Origin of the sequence: Streptomyces sp. WAC 04229, from assembly GCF_003947455.1 — a bacterium.
Classification (GTDB): Bacteria; Actinomycetota; Actinomycetes; order Streptomycetales; family Streptomycetaceae; genus Streptomyces.
On record NZ_QHJH01000030.1, the window covers coordinates 39,958 to 58,432 of the forward strand.

The 18,475-nt window shown below is 72.7% G+C and carries 19 protein-coding genes and 1 riboswitch; of the genes, 10 read left to right on the forward strand and 9 right to left on the reverse strand.

From position 1 onward, the window contains the following. Positions 1–11 precede the first annotated feature (11 nt). Positions 12–1,007 (forward strand): 2-hydroxyacid dehydrogenase, encoded by a 996-nt coding sequence (locus DMH12_RS11680; RefSeq protein WP_125491497.1) that lies wholly within the window; start codon positions 12–14, stop codon positions 1,005–1,007. Here the strand turns inward: DMH12_RS11680 and DMH12_RS11685 are convergent. Next, positions 959–2,857 (reverse strand): anthranilate synthase family protein, encoded by a 1,899-nt coding sequence (locus DMH12_RS11685; protein WP_125491498.1) that lies wholly within the window; start codon positions 2,855–2,857, stop codon positions 959–961. The two genes, DMH12_RS11680 and DMH12_RS11685, sit on opposite strands and share 49 nt — an antisense overlap. A gap of 107 nt (positions 2,858–2,964) precedes the next feature. Beyond that, entirely contained in the window at positions 2,965–3,021 is a 57-nt protein-coding gene (locus tag DMH12_RS40465; protein WP_365642079.1) for a trp operon leader peptide, read from the reverse strand. 104 nt (positions 3,022–3,125) lie between these two features. On the opposite strand from DMH12_RS40465, the gene DMH12_RS11695 reads away from it, so the two are divergent. Beyond that, positions 3,126–4,478 (forward strand): class II 3-deoxy-7-phosphoheptulonate synthase, encoded by a 1,353-nt coding sequence (locus DMH12_RS11695; protein ID WP_125491500.1) that lies wholly within the window; start codon positions 3,126–3,128, stop codon positions 4,476–4,478. Between the two features lie 163 nt (positions 4,479–4,641). Further along, positions 4,642–4,875, forward strand: coding sequence for a bacterioferritin-associated ferredoxin (locus DMH12_RS11700; RefSeq protein WP_185832270.1), 234 nt, complete (start codon positions 4,642–4,644; stop codon positions 4,873–4,875). Between the two features lie 19 nt (positions 4,876–4,894). Here the strand turns inward: DMH12_RS11700 and bfr are convergent, their stop codons facing one another. After that, complete coding sequence (gene bfr / locus DMH12_RS11705; RefSeq protein WP_125491502.1) at positions 4,895–5,398, reverse strand: bacterioferritin; 504 nt, start codon at positions 5,396–5,398, stop codon at positions 4,895–4,897. Positions 5,399–5,589: 191 nt separating this feature from the next. Here bfr and DMH12_RS11710 point away from each other — a divergent pair, with 191 nt between their 5' ends. Next, positions 5,590–6,237, forward strand: a complete 648-nt coding sequence (locus tag DMH12_RS11710; protein ID WP_122614956.1) for a sulfite oxidase-like oxidoreductase — start codon at positions 5,590–5,592, stop codon at positions 6,235–6,237. Positions 6,238–6,256: 19 nt separating this feature from the next. Here the strand turns inward: DMH12_RS11710 and DMH12_RS11715 are convergent, their stop codons facing one another. The 5 genes from DMH12_RS11715 to thiO all read right to left on the reverse strand — a co-directional run bounded on the left by DMH12_RS11715 (position 6,257) and on the right by thiO (position 11,451). Beyond that, positions 6,257–7,144: a deoxyribonuclease IV gene (locus DMH12_RS11715; protein WP_125491503.1), complete on the reverse strand. Its 888-nt coding sequence runs from the start codon at positions 7,142–7,144 to the stop codon at positions 6,257–6,259. After that, positions 7,141–9,078, reverse strand: a complete 1,938-nt coding sequence (pknB, locus tag DMH12_RS11720) for a Stk1 family PASTA domain-containing Ser/Thr kinase (protein WP_185832266.1) — start codon at positions 9,076–9,078, stop codon at positions 7,141–7,143. Before pknB ends, DMH12_RS11715 begins: the two co-directional genes overlap by 4 nt. A gap of 145 nt (positions 9,079–9,223) precedes the next feature. Further along, on the reverse strand, positions 9,224–10,021 hold the full coding sequence (locus tag DMH12_RS11725; protein WP_125491504.1) for a thiazole synthase: 798 nt from the start codon (positions 10,019–10,021) through the stop codon (positions 9,224–9,226). Between the two features lie 3 nt (positions 10,022–10,024). Beyond that, a complete protein-coding gene (thiS, locus tag DMH12_RS11730) occupies positions 10,025–10,225 on the reverse strand; it encodes a sulfur carrier protein ThiS (RefSeq protein WP_125491505.1) in 201 nt (66 codons plus the stop codon). After that, positions 10,222–11,451, reverse strand: a complete 1,230-nt coding sequence (gene thiO / locus DMH12_RS11735; protein WP_260474187.1) for a glycine oxidase ThiO — start codon at positions 11,449–11,451, stop codon at positions 10,222–10,224. The genes thiS and thiO overlap by 4 nt, the downstream gene beginning before the upstream one ends. Further along, positions 11,449–11,560, reverse strand: a riboswitch (TPP riboswitch). (Overlaps the previous gene by 3 nt.) A gap of 52 nt (positions 11,561–11,612) precedes the next feature. On the opposite strand from thiO, the gene DMH12_RS11740 reads away from it, so the two are divergent. From DMH12_RS11740 to DMH12_RS11765, 6 genes are all read left to right on the forward strand, one after another. Further along, on the forward strand, positions 11,613–11,963 hold the full coding sequence (locus DMH12_RS11740; RefSeq protein WP_122614952.1) for a hypothetical protein: 351 nt from the start codon (positions 11,613–11,615) through the stop codon (positions 11,961–11,963). 32 nt (positions 11,964–11,995) lie between these two features. Then, on the forward strand, positions 11,996–13,267 hold the full coding sequence (locus DMH12_RS11745; RefSeq protein WP_185832267.1) for an NAD(P)/FAD-dependent oxidoreductase: 1,272 nt from the start codon (positions 11,996–11,998) through the stop codon (positions 13,265–13,267). Positions 13,268–13,324: 57 nt separating this feature from the next. Then, the gene (locus DMH12_RS11750; protein WP_122614951.1) at positions 13,325–13,690 is read left to right on the forward strand and encodes an Rv2175c family DNA-binding protein; all 366 of its coding nucleotides are present in this window, start codon (positions 13,325–13,327) and stop codon (positions 13,688–13,690) included. Between the two features lie 115 nt (positions 13,691–13,805). Beyond that, positions 13,806–14,465 (forward strand): thiamine phosphate synthase, encoded by a 660-nt coding sequence (gene thiE / locus DMH12_RS11755; protein WP_125491507.1) that lies wholly within the window; start codon positions 13,806–13,808, stop codon positions 14,463–14,465. A gap of 106 nt (positions 14,466–14,571) precedes the next feature. Beyond that, positions 14,572–15,495, forward strand: coding sequence for a methylenetetrahydrofolate reductase [NAD(P)H] (metF, locus tag DMH12_RS11760; protein WP_125491508.1), 924 nt, complete (start codon positions 14,572–14,574; stop codon positions 15,493–15,495). Positions 15,496–15,551: 56 nt separating this feature from the next. Further along, positions 15,552–16,544 carry a hypothetical protein gene (locus DMH12_RS11765; protein WP_125491509.1) on the forward strand — a complete coding sequence of 331 codons (993 nt, stop codon included), beginning with the start codon at positions 15,552–15,554 and terminating at the stop codon, positions 16,542–16,544. Between the two features lie 45 nt (positions 16,545–16,589). On the opposite strand, the gene DMH12_RS11770 is transcribed toward DMH12_RS11765, so the two are convergent. Further along, positions 16,590–18,110, reverse strand: coding sequence for an NAD(P)/FAD-dependent oxidoreductase (locus DMH12_RS11770; RefSeq protein ID WP_125491510.1), 1,521 nt, complete (start codon positions 18,108–18,110; stop codon positions 16,590–16,592). Positions 18,111–18,475: the final 365 nt, after the last annotated feature.

Consider the following 18,475-nt stretch of genomic DNA (forward strand, 5'->3'; position numbering starts at 1 on the left):
GGGGAGCGGTCATGGAGATCCTGGCCTTCGGCGTCCAGGCCGACGAGCAGCCCCTGATCGAGCGGGCCTTCCGCGACGCCGAGGAGGTCCGCTGCCTGGACGTCTTCCTCAACGAGGACACCGCCCCCATCGCCGCCGGCCACGAGATCATCTCGACCTCCGTCAACGCCGACCTCGGCGAGGGCGTCCTGGAGATCCTCGCGGCCGGCGGCACCCGGATGGTGGCCCAGCGCTCCACCGGCTTCAACAACATCGACCTGGACACCGCCGAGCGGCTCGGCCTGACCGTGGCGAGGGTGTCGTACTACTCGCCGTACTCGGTCGCCGAATTCGCCTGGGCGCTGGCCATGGCCGTCAACCGCCGGATCGTCCGTGCCTCCACCCGCACCCGCGACTTCGACTTCCGCCTGCACGGCCTGATGGGCCGGGACATGCACGGCCGCACCGCCGGTGTCATCGGCACCGGCAAGATCGGCGAGGCCTTCGCCCGGATCGCCCACGGATTCGGCATGCGCCTGCTCGGCTGGGACGTCGCCGAGAACCCCGCCTGCGCGGAACTCGGCATGCGCTACGTCCCGAAGGACGAGCTGCTCACCCGGTCCGACCTGATCACCCTGCACGTCCCGCTGATGGCCGAGACCCGGCACCTGATCGACGCGGCCGCCCTCAAGGCGATGCGCGACGACGCCATCCTGGTCAACTCCAGCCGCGGCGGCCTGATCGACACCGCCGCGCTCGTCGGCGAGCTGCGCGCGGGCCGCCTCGCGGGCGTGGGCCTGGACGTCTACGAGGCGGAGGCGGGCCTGTTCTTCCTCGACAAGTCGCTGGAACCCGTCGAGGACGACACCCTGGCCCGCCTCGTCACCTTCCCGAACGTCCTGGTCACCTCGCACCAGGCGTACTACACCGAGGACGCCGTCGGCCAGATCGTCGACGCGACGGCGCGCAACGTCCTCGACTACCGGGAGGGCCGCCGCTCGGAGAACGTGCTGGTCCCGCGCAGCTGACCGGCCAGCTCCCGCACGATCGCGGCGCCGTTCAGCGTCAGCACCGACTCGGGGTGGAACTGGACCCCGGCGAAGCCCGGCCCGCGCAGCGCGTGCACCTCACCGCCCGCCGAGCGGCTCACCTCGATGCCGTGCGCGGCCAGCTCGGCGGCCGTCGCTTCGTCGCAGTGCGCGGTGAAGCTGTTGTAGAAGCCGACCGTCTCGCGCCGCCCGAAGAGGTCGATCTCCGTCTGCGCCCCCTGGTAGGGCACCTCCTTGCGGACGATGTCGAGACCCAGCTCCGCCGCGATCAGCTCGTGCCCGAGGCAGACCCCGAGGACACCGTGCCGGTGGCCCCGGATCACCTCGGCGGCCAGGGCGCGCAGGAAGCGCATCTTCGGATCGTCGGCATCCGACGGGTCACCGGGCCCCGGCCCCAGGACCACCGGCCCCTCGTGCCCGAGCACCGCCTCGCGCAGCCCCGGCTCGTCGTACCGCCGTACGCTCACCGCGAGCCCCGAGGAGCGGAGCAGGTGGGCGAGCATCGCCGTGAAGGTGTCCTCGCCGTCGACGACCAGGGCGTGCCCCGTGAGCGTGTCGGCCGGTTCCTGCATCCGCAGCCAGAACGGGGCCAGCGAGGCCCGGCGCCCGTCCAGCGCCGCCCGCACCCGGGGGTCGTCGGCCAGCCTCGGCCCGCCCGCCTCAGCACGCGGCCGGGACGGGCGTACGCCGAGCGCCGCCAGGACCCCGGCCGCCTTGGCGTGGGTCTCCGCGACCTCGCCCGCCGGGTCCGAGCCGCGCACCAGCGTGGCGCCGACCGGCACCCGCAGCCGCCCGTCGGCGTCGATGTCGGCGGTACGGATCAGGATGGGGGAGTCGAGGGTCTGGGCGCCGCCGGAGTCCCGCCCCAGCAGCGCCAGCGCCCCCGCGTAGTAGCCGCGCCCCACACCGTCCCGCCCGAAGGACTCGTACCGCTCGATCACCCGGCAGGCGTTCTGCACCGGCGAGCCGGTGACCGTCGCCGCGAACATCGTCTCCTTCAGCACCTCCCGCGCGTCCAGCGAGGAACGGCCGCGCAGCTCGTACTCGGTGTGCGCGAGGTGCGCCATCTCCTTCAGCCGCGGCCCGACGACCACACCGCCCATGTCGCCGACGGTGCACATCATCTTCAGCTCCTCGTCGACCACCATCGACAGCTCCTCGATCTCCTTGCCGTCGGCGAGGAAGCGGAGCAGGTGCTCGGGTGTCGGTCCCCCGGCGGGGTAGCGGTACGTCCCGCTGATCGGGTTCATGACGACCGTGCCGCCGGACATCCGCACGTGCACTTCGGGGCTGGCACCCACCAGCGTCCGGTCCCCGGTGTGCACGACGAACGTCCAGTACGCGCCCCGCTCGCCCTCCAGCAGCCGCCGGAACAGCGCCAGCGCGTCGGCCCGCCCGAACCCCGCGATCCGGCCCCCGTACGTCCGCCGGATCACGAAGTTGGCGCCCTCGCCGGCCCCGATCTCCTCCTCCAGCACACGCCCGACGATCTCCGCGTACTCCTCGTCGCCGACGTCGAAACCGCCGCCCTCGACGTGGACCTCGTGCGCGGGGAGCCGGTCCAGGACCTCGGCGAGCGGGATGTCGTAGCGCTCCTCGGGGGCCAGCACGAGCAGCGGTGTGCCGTCGTCGCGGACGTCGAAGCCGCGCTCGCGGATCTGCCGGAACGGGACGAGCGCCAGCCCCTCGTCGGGCAGGTCGGCGAGTCTGTCGCGCTCGGTCACCGGGCCGAGCAGCAGTTCCACGGTGTCGTGGTCGTGGCCCGGGGCGCGGCGGCGGAGCAGGGCGAACGGGCGGGAGCCGGCCAGGAGGCCGTCGAGCGGTGTCATGGGTCCGTGTCCTTCTCGGTTCGTCGGAGAGAGGAACGGACCCCGGTCGCGGAAACACCGAAGGCCGCCCCTCGGGCGGCCTTCGCGAAGTCTTACGTCACGCGCAGTCAGCGGGCCGCCGGATGAGCGGTCCACCACCAGTTCTGGGTCGAGTGCGTGAACATGGGCGGAAGAGTACCCCATGGCCCGGTGTCCGCGGAGCGTGCGGCGTGTCTCACTCCCTGGGCATGGGGCCGGGAGCGCCCTTCGACCCCGTAGTCTTGGCGCCGTGACCGTGAACGCTAAGACCAGCCCGAGCGCTGGCAACACCTGGCGAGACCTGCCCGCGGCGCAGCAGCCCGACTACCCCGACGCCGAGGCTCTGCGCGCAGTGATCGCGGACCTCGAGTCGTATCCGCCGCTCGTCTTCGCGGGCGAGTGCGACCAGCTGCGCGCCCGGATGGCGGCCGTCGCCAAGGGAGAGGCGTTCCTCCTCCAGGGCGGCGACTGCGCCGAGGCCTTCGACGGCGTGTCCGCGGACCACATCCGCAACAAGCTGAAGACACTGCTCCAGATGGGCGCCGTGCTCACGTACGCCGCGTCCGTGCCCGTGGTGAAGGTCGGCCGGATCGCCGGCCAGTACTCCAAGCCGCGTTCCAAGCCGACCGAGACCCGCGACGGCGTGACCCTGCCGACCTACCGCGGCGACTCGGTCAACGGCTTCGACTTCACCGAAGAGGCCCGGATCCCGGACCCCGAGCGCCTCAAGCGCATGTACCAGGCCTCGGCCTCCACGCTGAACCTGGTGCGCGCCTTCACCACCGGCGGCTACGCCGACCTGCGCCAGGTGCACGCCTGGAACCAGGACTTCGTGAAGTCCTCCCCGTCCGGGCAGCGCTACGAGCAGCTGGCCCGGGAGATCGACAGCGCGCTGAACTTCATGCGGGCCTGCGGCACCGACCCGGAGGAGTTCAAGACCGTCGAGTTCTTCTCCTCGCACGAGGCGCTGCTGCTCGACTACGAGTCGGCCCTCACCCGGGTCGACTCCCGCACGGGGCAGCTGTACGACGTCTCCGGGCACATGGTGTGGATCGGCGAGCGCACCCGGCAGCTGGACCACGCGCACATCGAGTTCGCCTCGCGGATCCGCAACCCGATCGGCATCAAGCTCGGCCCCACGACGACGGCCGAGGAGGCGCTCCAGTACATCGAGCGTCTCGACCCGGAGCGTGAGCCGGGCCGGCTGACCTTCATCGTCCGCATGGGCGCCGACAAGATCCGCGACCGGCTCCCCGAGCTGGTGGACAAGGTCACCGCCTCGGGCGCGACCGTGGCCTGGATCACTGACCCGATGCACGGCAACACCTACGAGGCGGCCTCCGGGCACAAGACGCGCCGCTTCGACGACGTGCTCGACGAGGTCAAGGGCTTCTTCGAGGTCCACAAGGCGCTCGGCACCCACCCGGGCGGTATCCACGTGGAGCTGACCGGCGACGACGTCACCGAGTGCGTGGGCGGCGGCGACGAGATCTTCGTCGACGACCTGCACCAGCGCTACGAGACGGCCTGCGACCCCCGGCTCAACCGCAGCCAGTCGCTCGACCTGGCGTTCCTGGTGGCGGAGATGTACCGGGACCAGTGAGGCTGCGCCCCTTACGGGCGGTGGAATGGGGCGCGGGTCACATGGGATCCGCGCCCCCTCCACTTTTGCCGGCCTGGCCTGATGGGTAAGGTTAGGTTTGCCTCACCGATCAGTCGGGCCCTCCGGTCGTCGGTACGGCACGACCTTGTACCCCGCCCGGGAGGTGAACCGCGTGTTCGTCTGCAGCTGCTTCGGTGTCACCGAGGAACAGGTGAAGAGCCACGCGGGCGCCGGTGCGTGCACGCCCCGGCAGATCGCGTCCGCCTGCAAGGCCGGCACCGACTGCGGCGGCTGCGTACGGCGCATCCAGGCGCTGCTCGGGCGCGGTGCCTGCCCCCGCCGGAGCCTGGCCGACCAGGGTGAACCGGCACTCGCCGAGCTGCCGGAAGCCGCCTAGCCGGCCGTAGGCCGCGCTGCTAGAGCGAGCCGGGGCCGGACGGGTCGGGCTGGGACTGCTCGATCACCGTCGACAGGTACAGCGACTCGCCCAGCTTCTCGATCAGGTCGAGCTGGGTCTCCAGGTAGTCGATGTGGTGCTCCTCGTCGGCGAGGATCGCCTCGAACACGTTGGCCGACGTCACGTCGTGCTTGGCCCGCATCACCTCGATGCCGCGGCGCAACCGGTCGATCGCCTCGATCTCGATCTCCCGGTCGGCCTGGAACATCTCGGTCACGCTCTGGCCGACCCGCACGTGGAAGAGCCGCTGGTAGTTCGGCAGGCCGTCCAGGAGCAGGATGCGGTCGGTGAGCACCTCCGCGTGGCGCATCTCGTCGAAGGACTCCGCGCGCGTGTACTTCGCGAGCTTGGTCCAGCCCTTGTGGTCCTGCAGCTTCGCGTGCAGGAAGTACTGGTTGATCGCCGTGAGCTCGGCGGTCAGCTGCTCATTCAGGAACTCGATGACCTCGGGGTCGCCCTGCATCGCTTGACGCTCCTTAAAACGGGAACTGGCCTGTTGCGCCGCATGATTGCACCGGCATCGAAGATCGTCCAGTAAGTGTTGACTTAGTAAGTAAGTACAGGCTTAGTCGATTTTGTTAACGTTCTTCCTCTATGCCCGAATGTAAGTGGGGTGGGTCAAGGGCATCGGTCCGGGTCTGTCAGGATGGAGACATGGGTCAGCCGGTGGGAAACGAAATGGGGGAAGACGGTTCGGAAGGGGCGTCCTCGTTCGAGCTCCCACCAGGACAGCGCCTCCAGCGCGGCTGGCCGGTCACGCACTACGGACCGGTCCCCAAGTTCCGTCCCGAGCGCTGGGAGTTCCGGGTCTTCGGCGCCACCGCCGACGGTGACAAGCGCGGCTGGACCCACGAGGAGTTCACCGCGCTGCCGTACACCACGGTCGTCGCCGACCTGCACTGCGTCACGAAGTTCAGCATGCTCGGCGCCGAGTGGGGCGGGGTGCCCGCCGCCACGATCCTGGAGCTCGCGCCGCCCGCCCCGGCCGTCACCCACGTGATGGTCTGGGCCGAGTACGGCTTCAGCTCCAACCTCCGGCTGGCCGACTTCGCCGACGGGCGCGCCCTCTTCGCCACCCACAAGGACGGCGAGCTGCTCACCGCCGAGCACGGGTTTCCGCTGCGGCTGATCGTCCCCCACCTGTACGCCTGGAAGGGCCCCAAGTGGGTCCGCGGCATCGAGTACATGACAGCCGACCGGCGCGGCTTCTGGGAGGAACGCGGTTACCACAACATCGGCGACCCGTGGCGCGAGCAGCGCTACTCCTATCAGGAGGAGCCCGGGGACGGCCCCGAGCTCTGAGCCCGCCGCCGGACGCGGATCAGCCGTCGCGCAGCTTCTTCAGCCGCTCCACGTCCGCCGCGTGCCCCTCCTTGCCGCCCGGCGTCTCGATGATCAGCGGCACGCCCTCGGTCGCGGGGCGGGTCATGAGCGCCCGGAACGGGTCCTCGCCGATGTGCCCGGCGCCGATGTTCTCGTGCCGGTCCTTGTGGGCGCCCGCCACGTCCTTGGAGTCGTTGGCGTGGATCAGCTTCAGCCGGCCCGCGCCGACCGTGTCCACCAGCAGGTCCAGGGTCTGGTGCATGCCGGACGGGCCGGTCAGGTCGTGCCCCGCCGCGAAGACGTGGCAGGTGTCCAGGCACACGCCCAGCTTCGGATGGGAGTCCAGCGCCTCGAAGTACGGGCCGAAGTCCCAGGTCCGCGAGCACAGCGAGGCGCCCTGCCCGGCGGTCGACTCCAGCAGGAGGAACGGATCGTCGTCGTGGGTCAGCTCGTCGAGCAGCGGCAGCAGGTACTCCCGCACCTGCTTGAGTGCCACCGACCTGTCCCGTCCGCCCGTCGCGCTGCCCGTGTGCACGACCACGCCGAGCGCCCCGATGGCCCGCCCGCGCCGCAGCGAGTGCCGCATGGACTCCACCGACCGCTCCGCCGTCGCCTCGGTGTGCGAGCCGAAGTTGATCAGGTACGGGGCGTGCACGTACGCCGGGATCGACTCGGCCGCGCAGGTCTCCCGGAACGCCTCGTCCTGCTTCGGGTTGCCGGCCGGCGTGGCCCAGCCGCGCGGGTTGGCGACGAAGACCTGCACGGTCTCCGCCTTCAGCTCGCGAGCGTAGGACAGCCCCACGGAGTGCAGTCCGCCGGCCACGGGGACGTGACCGCCGACCGGGTTGCGGGGGAGTGCGGGCGTGCCGCTCCTGCCCTCGGTCATCGGATGGTGATCGTGACGGTGGAGCCCTCGGCCGCCGTGTCCCCGGCGTCCACGGACTGCTTCTTCACCGTGTCGCCGAACAGCCCGAGCAGCCCGCGGTCCTCGTCCACCCGGAAGCCGGCCTCCGTCAGCTTCCGCTTGGCGTCGTCCACGCTGTCGCCGACCACGTCCGGGACCTCGATCTGCCGGGGGCCCTTGGACACCGTGAGCGTCACGGTGTCGCCCTCGGCGGCGCGGCTGCCCGGCTCCGGGGTCTGCCGGGCGACCTGGCCGCTGTCGTACTCGGAGTTCACCCGCGTCTCGTCGACCTTCACCTTGAGGCCGGCCTCCGTCAGTTGGCTCCGCGCGTCCTCCAGGCCGACGCCCGCGACGTCCGGGACGTCCACCGGGCTGCCCTTGCTGACCACGAGCGCGACCGCCGAGCCGCCGCGCACCGTGGTGCCCGAGGCGGGCTTGGTGGAGATCACGAAGCCCTTGGGCACCTCGTCGCTGAACGCGCGGGTCACCATGCCCGGCTCCAGCCCCTCGTCCTTCAGCACGGTGCGGGCCCGGTCCAGCTTGTAGCCCTCCAGGTCCGGCAGCTTCACGGTGTCGGGGCCGTCGGAGACCGTGAAGGACACGGAGTCGTTCTTGCGGATCCGGGAGCCCACGCCGGGGTCGGTGCTGATGATCCGGCCGCGGTCCACGGTGTCGCTGTGCGCGTGCCGCACCTTGCCGACGTCCAGTCCGGTGTCCTCCAGCCGGTCGCGGGCCTCCGCCTCGGTCTTCGAGAGCAGCGGCGGCACCTTCGTGAACTGGCCGGAATTGATGTACCAGATGCCGGTGCCCAGGCCGAGCACCAGCAGCACGGCCAGCACGATCGCCAGCGGGCCGCGCCGCACTCCCGGGCGGCGGCGCCGGGGCGGGTCCGGCGGGGGAGACGCCAGCCGGCTGGTGTGCTGCACGCCGTCGTCGGCGGCGCCGTACTCGTCCTCGTTGACCGGCAGCGGCCGGGGCACGGTGAGCGAGCGCGGAATGACACTCGTGCGGTCCTCGGCGTTGTCGTGTTCCGTGCCGAGCGCCTGCGGCGGCACCGCGTCCAGCTGCCCGGCGGTCAGCGCCGCCCGCGCCTCACGGGCCCGCGCGAGCAGCGCGACGGCGTCGTGCGGGCGGATCTCCGGGTTGCGCGAGGTGGCCGAGGCGACCAGCTCGTCCAGCTCGTACGCCATCCCCGGCACCGCGGAGGACGGCGGCGGCACGTCCTCGTGGAGGTGCTTGTAGAGCACCACCGCGGCCGAGTCCCCCTCGTGCGGCTTGCCGCCGGTCAGCATCTCGTAGAGCACCACGCCGCAGGCGTACACGTCGACCCTGGGGTCGGCGGCGCCGTGCTCGACCTGCTCGGGCGCCAGGTAGGAGACGGTGCCGAGGACGGCGCCGGTGGTGCTGGTGACGGTGTCCACGGAGCGGACCAGGCCGAAGTCGGCGACCTTGACCCGGCCGTCGTCCCCGATCAGCACGTTCTCCGGCTTCATGTCCCGGTGCACGAAACCCGCCCGGTGCGCGGCGCCGAGCGCGGCCAGCACCGGCTCCAGGATGTCCAGCGCGGCACGCGGCCGGAGCGCACCGCGCTCGCGCAGCACGTCGCGCACGGTGCAGCCCGGGACGTACTCCATGGCCAGGTAGACGTACGCCCCGTCGGTCCCCTGGTCGAAGACCTGGACGACATTGGGGTGGTCGAGGCGGGCCACCGACTTGGCCTCGCGGATGAACCGCTCGACGAAGCCGGCGTCGGTCGCGAGCGCCGGGTGCATCACCTTCAGCGCGAGCACGCGGTCCAGGCGGGTGTCCACGGCCCGGTAGACCGTGGCCATCCCGCCGACCGCGATGCGCGCCTCGACGCGGTACCGGCCGTCGAGCACCTGCCCGACGAGAGGGTCCTGAAGGGTCGTGTCCACGCAGGCGAGTGTACGAGCCACGACCGCCACCCCGCGCTCGCCGCCCGCCACCGGGGCGGTACTGCAGCGCACCTGTGACGGACGTGACACGCACCGGGTGAACCGAGGACGAGTGCGTGGGAGGGAAAGGTCCTACGGCGCGGGCTCACTGAAAAGCGGGCCGCTCCGGATCCAGCACCGCCAAGCCCTCCGCGGGAGACGACGCCGAAGCGAAGTGCCGCCGAGGAATCCGCCCGGCCCGCCGGGCCAACCGCCCCGCCTCCACCGCGGCCCGCATCCCCGCCGCCATCAGCACCGGCTCCTGCGCCCGCGTGACCGCTGAGGCCAGCATCACACCCGCGCACCCCAGCTCCATCGCCAGCGCCACGTCCGACGCCGTACCGGCCCCCGCGTCCAGAATCACCGGCACCCCCGCGCGCTCCACGATCAGCTCGAAGTTGTGCGGGTTTCGGATCCCGAGCCCCGACCCGATCGGCGAACCGAGCGGCATGATCGCCGCGCACCCCACGTCCTCCAGCTTCCGCGCGAGAACGGGGTCGTCGTTCGTGTACGGCAGCACCGTGAACCCGTCGTCGACCAGCGTCTCCGCCGCCTCCAGCAGTTCGATCGGGTCCGGCAGCAGCGTGCGCTCGTCGGCGATGACCTCCAGCTTGACCAGGTCCGTGCCCAGCGCCTCGCGCGCGAGCCGGGCGGTGAGCACCGCCTCCCCGGCGGTGTAGCAGCCGGCCGTGTTGGGCAGCACGCGGATGCCGAGCTTCTCCAGCACCGACAGCACGGACCCGTGCACCGACGCGTTCACGCGCCGCATCGCGACCGTGGTCAGCTCCGTCCCGGAGGCCACCAGCGCGCGCTCCAGCACGTCCAGGCTGGGCGCCCCGCCGGTACCCATGATCAGACGGGACGCGTACGACGTGCCGTCGAGGACAAAGGGATCGTCGGCCATGGTTCAGCCTCCTTGCACAGCGGTGAGGATCTCGACGCGGTCGCCGTCGGCCAGGGTGGTGGCGGACCACCGCGCGCGCGGGACCACGGTCTCGTTCAGGGCGGCGGCCACTCCGGACGGCGCGGTGGTGAGCGTGCCCACCAGGGCGTCCAGGGCCGTACCGGGAGCCACCTCGCGCGGCTCGCCGTTGACGGAGATGTTCATGCGGACTGCTCCGAGAGTGCGGGGGCGGCGTCGAAGCGCCGGGGGGTGAAGGGGCGGGCCTCGTCCGGCAGCTCCCCGGTGGCCAGGGCGTGCGCCATGGCGTCGCCGGTGACGGGCGTGAGCAGGACGCCGTTGCGGTGGTGGCCGGTGGCCAGCAGCAGCCCGTCCAGGCCGGTCGGCCCGAGCAGCGGGGCGTTGTCGGGGGAGGTGGGGCGCAGGCCCGCGCGGGTCTCCGTCAGGGGCAGCTCGGTGATGCCGGGGACCAGCTCGTGGGCGTCGCGCAGCAGCTCGTAGACGCCGCCCGCGGTCACCGTGGTGTCCCAGCCCATCTCCTCGCTGGTGGCGCCGACGACCAGCTCGCCGCTCTCCCGTGGCACCAGGTAGACGTGGTTGCCGCGCACCACCGCGCGCACCGTGCGGTTCAGCAGCGGCCCGTGCGTCCGCGGCATCGTCAGCCGCAGCACCTGCCCCTTCACCGGCCGCACCGGCGGCAGCACGGCGTCCGGCACGCCCGCGAGGCGTCCGCTCAGGCTGCCCCCGGCCAGCACCACCTGCCCGGCCTCCAGCGCGGTGCCGTCGGCGGCGGCGACCCCGGTGGCCCGCTCCCCGGGCCCGACGGTGAGCCGGTCGGCCCACACCCGGTGGAAGACCACGCCCGCCCGTTCACACGCGGCCACGAGCGCGTGGGTGAGGCGCCGGGGATCGATCTGGTGGTCGCCGTCCACTCGCAGGCCCCCGCGCACGCCCGGCGCGAGCATCGGCTCCAGGCGCCGGCACTCACGCCCCGAGAGCCACTCGGACTCCAGGCCGGAGCGCTGCTGGAGCGCGTGCAGTTCGCGCAGGTGGGCCCGGTCGTCGGCGTCCAGCGCCACGGCGAGGGTGCCGCAGCGGCGGTACCCCAGGTCATGGCCGGTGACGTCGGTCAGCTCGGCCGCGAACTCCGGGTAGCGGCGGGCCGAGGCGAGGTTCAGCGAGAGCAGCGTCTGCTCGCCGTAGTGCAGCTCCGTGACGGCGGCCAGCATCCCGGCCGCCACCTGCGCCGCCCCGCCACCGGGCTCGGGGTCGACGAGGGCCGTGACGAGCCCGCGCTGGGCGGCCCGCCAGGCGGTGACCAGACCGATGACGCCACCGCCCACCACGAGGACGTCGGGCGTACGGGACACGGCGGGTGACGACACGGTGTGCGACGGCACGGTGCGTGACGAGCTGTGTGATGCGGACGGCATGGGCGTCCAGCCCCTCCCTTCGCCGGCATGACCCGGATCAGGTTCGTACGGTCGGAGGCCGCCAGCCTCCCTCTCAGCCCGGTGCGTCCGGGCTCCCGCGAGTGCTTTACGTTGGCCAGCCTAGCCCGCAGCGCCACGCACTCGTAAGGGAGCCTCCGCCCGTGCCCCGTTCACTCGACGGTCTCGTCCTCGCCCCCGTCGCCGACCAGGCGCCCGGCCAGGTGGGCACCCGCACCCGGTTCACCTACCACGAGCGGGACGGCGCCGTCTGGGCCGACTACGCGGGCGGCGACGTCGTCCGCGGCCACCTGGTGGGTACCCGCGCGGGGGACCGGCTCGACTTCCGGTACGTGCAGCTCAGGACCGACGGCAGCACGGCGTCCGGGCACTGCGTGTCGACCGTGGTGGAGCTGCCGGACGGCCGGGTGCGCCTGGAGGAGAGCTGGGAGTGGGAGTCGCGCCCCGGCCGCGGCACGAGCGTTGTGGAGCAGGTCACGGCGCACGACCGCTGACTGACAAATTGTCAGGTGGCTAAGGTGATCAGGTGAGCGAGCAGACGCGGGAGCGGGGACCGGAACCGGCGGCGGACGACGCGCGCCGCGTGGTCGTGGTGGGTGCCGGCATGGCGGGCGTGCAGACCGCCGTCGCCCTGCGGGAACAGGGCTTCACCGGCACCCTGACACTGATCGGCGCCGAGCCCCACCAGCCCTACGACCGGCCTCCGCTGTCCAAGGCCGTGCTGCTCGGCACGGCCGAGGGCTCCGCCTTCGACGTCGACTTCGAGGCGCTCGGCATCACCCTGCGGCTCGGCTGCGAGGCCCTGGGCGTCCGCCCCGAACAGCACCTCCTCGACACCTCCGAGGGCCCCGAGCCGTACGACGCCCTCGTCCTCGCGACCGGCGCCGAACCGGTCCGGCTCCCCGGCACCGACGGCGTGCCGGGCGTGCACCTGCTGCGCACCCTGGACGACGCCGAACGGCTGCGCCCCGTGCTCGCCCGCCGCCACGACATCGTCGTCGTCGGCGCCGGCTGGATCGGCGCCGAGTTCGCCACCGCCGCGCGTGAGGCCGGCTGCGCGGTGACCGTGGTGGAGGCCGCCGACCGGCCGCTCGCCGACGCGCTGCCCGCCGAGGTGGCCGCGCCGATGACCGCCTGGTACGTCGAAGCGGGCGCCGCGCTGCGCACGCACGCGCGCGTGGAGCGCGTCGAGCCCGGCGGCCCGGGGGAGCCCCTCCGGGTCCTGCTCGACGACGGCGCCCGGCTGGCCGCCGACGCGGTCGTCGTCGGCATCGGCGCCCGCCCCTCCACCGCGTGGCTCGCCGGCTCCGGGATCGCCCTCGGCACGCACGGCGAGGTCCTCGCCGACGACCTCCTGCGCACCTCGGCGCCGGACGTGCACGCGGTCGGCGACTGCGCCTCCTTCCCCTCAGCCCGCTATGGCGAGCGGCTGCTGGTGCACCACTGGGACAACGCCCTCCAGGGCCCGCGCACCGTCGCCGCCGACATCGTCGGCGCCCCCGCGGGCGAGACCCCGGCGGCGTACGACCCGGTGCCGTACTTCTGGTCCGAGCAGTTCGGCCGCTTCGTCCAGTACGCCGGTCACCACACGGCCGCCGACACGGTCCTGTGGCGCGGGGACCGCACGGGCCCGGCCTGGACGGTCTGCTGGCTGCGCGAGAACCGGCTGGTGGCGCTGCTCGCGGTGGGCCGCCCCCGCGACCTGGCGCAGGGAAAGCGGCTGATCCGGGCGGGCACGACGATGGACCCGGTGCTGTTGGCCGACCCGGCGAGGCCGCTCAAGGGGGCGACGGCCTGACACCGGTCCGGACGGGTCCGGCTTCCTCCTGTCAGTGCCAGATGGCAGGCTGGAGACGTGACCGAGATTGACGCAAAGACCGATGCTCTCGTGCCTGCCTGGCTCACCGTTCCCGACATCGCCGAGATGCTCGGTGTCGAGGTGACCCGCGTACGCCAGCTGATCAAGGAAGGCCAGCTCATCGCCGTACGCCGGGGTGAGAACCGCGCGCTGCACATTCCGGCGGCCTTCATCGACGAGGACAAGGTCGTCAAGGGCCTGGTCGGGACCCTGACGCTGCTGCGGGACGACGGCTTCACGCCGGAGGAGATGCTGGAGTGGCTCTTCACCCCCGACCCGACCCTGCCGGGCACCCCGGCACAGGCGCTGAGTGAGAATCGCGGCACGGAGGTGAAGCGCCGCGCCCAGGCGCTCGCCGTCTGACCCGACCCACCGCCCGGCGTACGGGCCGCGCGGCCGCCACCGTCCGCGGCCCGTACGCGCAAGGCCGTGCGGCCCGCGCCGTCCACACCATCCACCGACCCGGGGGGACACCCGCATGCCCGACACCGCTCCGACAACCGCCCGCGCCCGCCTCGCCGACGCCCGGCTCTACCTGTGCACGGACGCCCGCCGGAGCCAGGGCGACCTGCCCGAGTTCCTGGACGCCGTACTGGCCGGCGGCGTCGACATCGTGCAGCTGCGCGACAAGGGCATGGAGGCCGCCGAGGAGCTGGAGCACCTGGCGGTCCTCGCCGACGCGTGCGCCCGGCACGGCAAGCTGCTCGCGGTCAACGACCGCGCGGACGTCGCGCACGCCGCCGGCGCCGACGTGCTGCACCTCGGCCAGGGCGACCTCCCGGTGCCCGCCGCCCGCGCGATCCTCGGCGACGACGTCCTCGTCGGGCGCTCCACGCACGCCGAGTCCGAGGCCTCCGCGGCGGCCGTCCAGGACGGCGTGGACTACTTCTGCACCGGCCCGTGCTGGCCCACCCCCACCAAGCCCGGCCGTCACGCCCCCGGCCTCGGCCTGGTCCGCCACACCGCGTCGCTGGGCACCGACCGCCCCTGGTTCGCCATCGGCGGCATCGACCTCGGCAACCTGGACGAGGTGCTGGAGGCGGGCGCCCGGCGGGTCGTCGTCGTCCGCGCGATCACCGCCGCCGAGGATCCGGGCGCGGCCGCGGCCGAGTTCGCGAAGCGGCTGCGGCAGCCGTAGGCGGATGCCGGAGGCATGTGTCCAAGGGGTGGACAACAAATCGACAATGCGGACAAATATCCCGCATCCGGTTGGGTGACCGCCGCCCCCTGGCTAACCTGCCCGTATGGCCCTCGGAACCGCAAGCACGAGGACTGACCGCGCCCGCACGGTGCGTGACATCCTCGCCACCGGCAAGACGACGTACTCGTTCGAGTTCTCGGCGCCGAAGACGCCCAAGGGCGAGAAGAACCTGTGGAGCGCGCTGCGCCGCGTGGAGGCGGTGGCCCCGGACTTCGTCTCCGTGACCTACGGCGCCGGCGGTTCCACACGGGCGGGCACGGTCCGGGAGACCCAGCAGATCGTCGCCGACACCACGCTGACCCCCGTGGCCCACCTCACCGCCGTCGACCACTCCGTCGCCGAGCTGCGGAACATCATCGGCCAGTACGCCGACGCCGGGATCCGCAACATGCTGGCCGTGCGCGGCGACCCGCCCGGCGATCCGACGGCCGACTGGATCGCGCACCCGGAGGGACTGACCTACGCGGCCGAACTGGTCCGGCTCATCAAGGAGTCGGGCGACTTCTGCGTCGGCGTCGCGGCCTTCCCGGAGATGCATCCGCGCTCTGCCGACTGGGATGCGGACGTGAAGCACTTCGTGGACAAGTGCCGGGCCGGCGCCGACTACGCGATCACGCAGATGTTCTTCCAGGCCGAGTCCTACCTGAGGCTGCGCGACCGGGTCGCCGCGGCGGGCTGCGAGACCCCGGTCATCCCCGAGGTCATGCCGGTGACCAGTGTGAAGATGCTGGAGAGGTTGCCGAAGCTCAGCAACGCCTCGTTCCCGCCGGAGCTGAAAGAGCGGATCCTCACAGCCAAGGACGATCCGGCGGCTGTACGCTCCATTGGCATCGAGTTCGCCACGGAGTTCTGCGCGCGGCTGCTGGACGAGGGCGTCCCCGGACTGCACTTCATCACGCTGAACAACTCCACGGCGACGCTGGAAATCTACGAGAACCTGGGCCTGCACCACCCACCGCGGGCCTAGACCGGCCGCACATATTTACGACACACTGCGTAACGGCCACTGGGAGAGGGGCGTACATGGGCTGGACGGTCCTCTACATCGCGTTCGGCGTGGTCGCGCTGTGGTTGCTCGGTGAGGTGCTGCTGCAGTACAAGGCGCGGCTGCGCTGGCGGCTGCTCGCCTTCGGCGGCTTCGTCGGCGTGGTCGCCGGCGTGCTGATGTCCAGTGTGCTCGTCATCGGACTGGGCGCCGCCGCCTTCGCGGTCGGCCAGACCTACGTCACGCTGTCGTTCCGTCGCGGCTTCGAGGCCGGCTGGGCGGTCAACGCCCCGGCGAGCCTCGTCGGCAGGCGAGGCCGTCCCGAACGCGGCCGCCAGGAGCCGACGCTGGAGGTCTCAGGCCTGGAGGAGGCCGACGCCGGCCGGGGCCACCAGGGCGGCTACGACGACCAGGCGGGCCACGCCCCGTCCCAGGACGGCCTGTCCTACGGTCACGACGACCACGACCGCGACGACGTCTTCACCCCGGCCCGGTCCGGCGCCCCCACGGCCGCCGAGACCACCGCCGTCTACGAGCCGCAGCCGATGCCGGACGACACCGGCTCCTACGGCGTCTACGCCGACTCCGGCTACGGCCACGACCAGCAGACACCGGCCGCCGCCGCGCAGGGCGCCGACCAGGCCTACGCCTACGACTACTCGGGTTACGGGCAGCAGGGGTACGGCTACGACACCGGCGCCCAGCAGCAGTACGCCGCCTACTCCGACCCGTACATCGGCACTCACGCCTACGGCGGGGCGTCGTACGACACCGGCGGCTACGACACCACCGGGACCCAGCAGTACGGCCAGCAGGGCTACGGGCAGGACCAGTACGCCGCCGGCACGCACGGCGGCTACGGCGGCGAGACCCCGGCCGGCGGGGTGTGGGTGCCGCAGCAGCGCAGCACCGACGACCCCTACGGCGGCGAACTCCCGCCGGAGCAGCAGTACCCCTACCAGGACAACGGCCAGACCCAGGGTCAGGGCCACGGGCAGGGCCAGGGATACGACGAGCAGTACCGCTTCTGACTGCCCCGCCGCCCGGGTGGCCGTCCCCGGCCGCTCACCGGTCGGTCACCGGGAGCCGCGGAACTCCGGTCCCTCCACCACGAGTCCGGCGACCAGCGCGCCCGACATGCCCGCGTGCGGGAGGCCACCGCCGGGGTGCGACCAGCCGCCGACCGTGAACAGGCCCGTCACGCGCGTGCTGTTCGCGGCGTGCAGCAGCCGTCCGCCGTCCGCCGCCAGCGTGGGCACCGGAATCGCGCCGTCCGCCACGCCGGTGGCCGCGGCGATGTCGTCCGGGGTGCGCACCTCGCGCCACAGGAGGCGGTCGCGGAGCCCGGGTATCGCCCGCTCGGCGGCACTGATCAGATTCTCTGCCTGCAGGGCGAACACCTCAGTCGCGGCCCAGTCCGACCCACCACCGAAAGCAGGCACCGCCGCGGTGAGTGTGACCGCCTCATGGCCCGTGTCCGGGACCAGTGCCGGGTCATCGGGGCGCAGGACCGTCACGGTCGGCCGCGCGGCCATGCCGGGTGTGGCACCGAACAGGCAGTCCAACTCGGCGTCCCCGTCCTCCGAATGCACCACCGTCCGGTGCGCCGCGCCCTGCGCACGCCCACCCCGCAACGCCAGATGCACCGTCAGCCGGCTCGCCCCGCCGCGCTGCGGAGGCACCTCGCCCGCACCCCGCACCGTCGACCCACCGCACAGCCGGTCCAGCACGTCCGGCGCCACCCCGGCGACCACGAACTCGGCCTCCGCCAGGCCCCCTTCGGCCAGCTCCACGCCCGCAACCCGGCCGTCCTTCTCGACCACTCCGGTGACCTCGGTGCCGAAGCGGAACTCGACCCGGCGGGCCAGACACCGCTCGTACACGGCGCGCGCCAGCTCCCGCAGGCCGCCACCGCGCACGTACCACATCCCGAACGCGTACTCCATGTACGGCAGCACGGCGGCGTTCGCCGGGGCGGTCCGGGGATCCAGGCCGTACGCCAGCGCGTGGCTGCCCAGGAGGGCGGCGAGCCGGGCGTCCCGCAGCTCCCAGGCACCCACCTCGGCGAGCGTGCCGGCGCGGCGGGTGCGCAGCAGCCGCTTGTGCGGGACCGACGGGTAGGGGTCGCGTTCGGCCAGCACCTCCCAGTTCGGCCACAGGGGCTCCTCCAGGAGCGGGCGGCGCGTCCGGTCCCAGGCCTCGCGGGCCCGCACGAGGAAGTCGCTCCAGCGCCGCCCGGCCGTCGGACCGAGAGCCGCGTCCAGGGCCTCGACCACGCCCGCCCGGGAGGCGTTCGGCAGCGCGACCTCCGTGCCGTCCGCGAACACGTGCCGTGACGACGGGTCGACCTGGACCAGCTCGACACAGTCCTCCAGCGGCTCCTTGCCGGTCTTGACGAACAGATCGCGCCAGACCGCGGGCAGCGGCAGCAGACCGGGCCCGGTGTCGAAGGAGAACCCGTCCCGCTCGAAGCGGCCGAGGGCTCCGCCGTACGTCCCCGTCCGCTCGTACACCACCACCCGGTGGCCCGCGACGGCCAGCCGGGCGGCCGCCGCCATGGCGCCCATCCCGGCGCCGATCACCGCAATCCGTGCCATGGCAGGGACTTTATCCGCCGCCACCGACAGTCCTCCTCCGGCCTGCTCCCGCCCCGTCCGAGTACGGCGACGGACGCCCGGGTGACCAGTCGGCGGGGCGCCGCCGTGAGCCGGGGTGCGCAGGACTGAGTACCCGTACCTAGCAGCGCAGATGAGTACGCGCGCGGATGGGCCCCGACCTGCGGGAACGAGAGAGTGGAGGCACGGAGAGGGGCGCGGCTCCGGTACCGGCGACACGGGGTGCCGGAACGGAGCCGGGCCCGCGATCCGCTCCTTCCGCCGGCCGCGGTCGGCGGGAGCGAGGCACGGGGGAACCCGGGGGAACGACCGGCCACGGGGGTTCCGGACGGGGGGACGAAGGGGGA